At 42.8% G+C, this 1,430-nt stretch carries 1 pseudogene; it reads left to right on the top strand.

The annotated features are described in order from the left end of the window. A pseudogene (locus AC6UD8_RS06995) lies at positions 1-1,430 on the top strand (accessory Sec-dependent serine-rich glycoprotein adhesin); the annotation flags it as partial.

The raw sequence follows: 1,430 nt of genomic DNA, 5'->3' as shown, positions 1-1,430 counted from the left end.
CAAAGCATCTCCACAAGCAATAGCGACAGTGCTTCTGTAAGTACTAGTGACAGCCAAAGCATCTCCACAAGCAATAGTAATAGCGCATCTGTAAGTACAAGTGACAGTCAGAGTATTTCCACTAGCGATAGTGATAGTGCATCGTTGAGTACAAGTGATAGTACCAGTGCTTCATTGAGTACGAGTGACAGTCAAAGCATCTCTACTAGCAATAGTTCCTCAGTAAGTGGTAGTGAATCAACCAGTGATAGCCTGAGAAACTCCATGAGTACTAGTGCCTCATTAAGCACTAGCGACAGTGCTTCATTAAGTGGCAGTGAGTCTACTAGCACTTCGATGAGTAACAGTGCTTCGACAAGTACGAGTGATAGCCAGAGTATCTCCACTAGCAATAGTGATAGTGCTTCATTTAGTACCAGTGACAGTCAGAGTATTTCCACTAGCAACAGTGGTAGTGCGTCATTAAGTACGAGTGACAGTCAAAGCATTTCCACTAGCGATAGCAACAGTGCATCATTGAGTACAAGTGACAGTCAAAGTGTTTCCACAAGTAACAGTAGTAGTGCTTCATTGAGTACTAGCGGTAGTCAAAGTATCTCTACTAGCAATAGTGGCAGTGCATCATTGAGTACCAGCGACAGTCAAAGCATCTCAACTAGCGATAGCGACAGCGCATCATTGAGTACAAGCGATAGCCAAAGTATTTCCACTAGCAACAGTGGCAGTGCCTCACTAAGTACCAGTGGCAGTCAAAGTACTTCCACAAGTGATAGTACTAGTGCCTCACTAAGTACCAGCGATAGCCAAAGCATTTCTACTAGCAACAGTACTAGTGCATCTGTAAGTACTAGTGGTAGTCAAAGCGTTTCAACAAGCAACAGTGGCAGTGCTTCATTGAGTACCAGTGATAGTCAGAGCATCTCTACAAGCAATAGTGATAGCGCTTCGGTAAGTACGAGTGACAGTCAAAGTATTTCTACAAGCAATAGTGATAGTGCTTCTGTAAGTACGAGCGACAGTCAAAGCGTTTCAACAAGCAATAGTGGTAGCGCATCGTTGAGCACTAGTGATAGTCAAAGTATCTCTACAAGCAACAGTGATAGTGCTTCGACAAGTACAAGTGATAGTCAAAGCGTTTCAACTAGCGATAGAAACAGTGCCTCACTAAGTACTAGCGACAGTCAGAGTATTTCCACAAGCGATAGTAATAGCGCTTCGTTAAGTACAAGTGACAGTCAGAGTACTTCCACTAGCAATAGTGATAGTGCTTCATTGAGTACTAGTGACAGTGAATCAATTAGTACCAGTAACAGTTCCTCAGTAAGTGGTAGTGCCTCACTAAGTACAAGTGATAGTCAGAGTACTTCCACTAGCAATAGTGATAGTGCTTCATTGAGTACTAGTGACAGTGAATCAATTAGTACCAGTAA

It is taken from the genome of Fructilactobacillus sp. X1R3C1, from assembly GCF_059901545.1.
The sequence above is the reverse complement of the archived record's forward strand: the minus strand, read 5'-3'. Positions and strand labels throughout refer to the sequence as shown.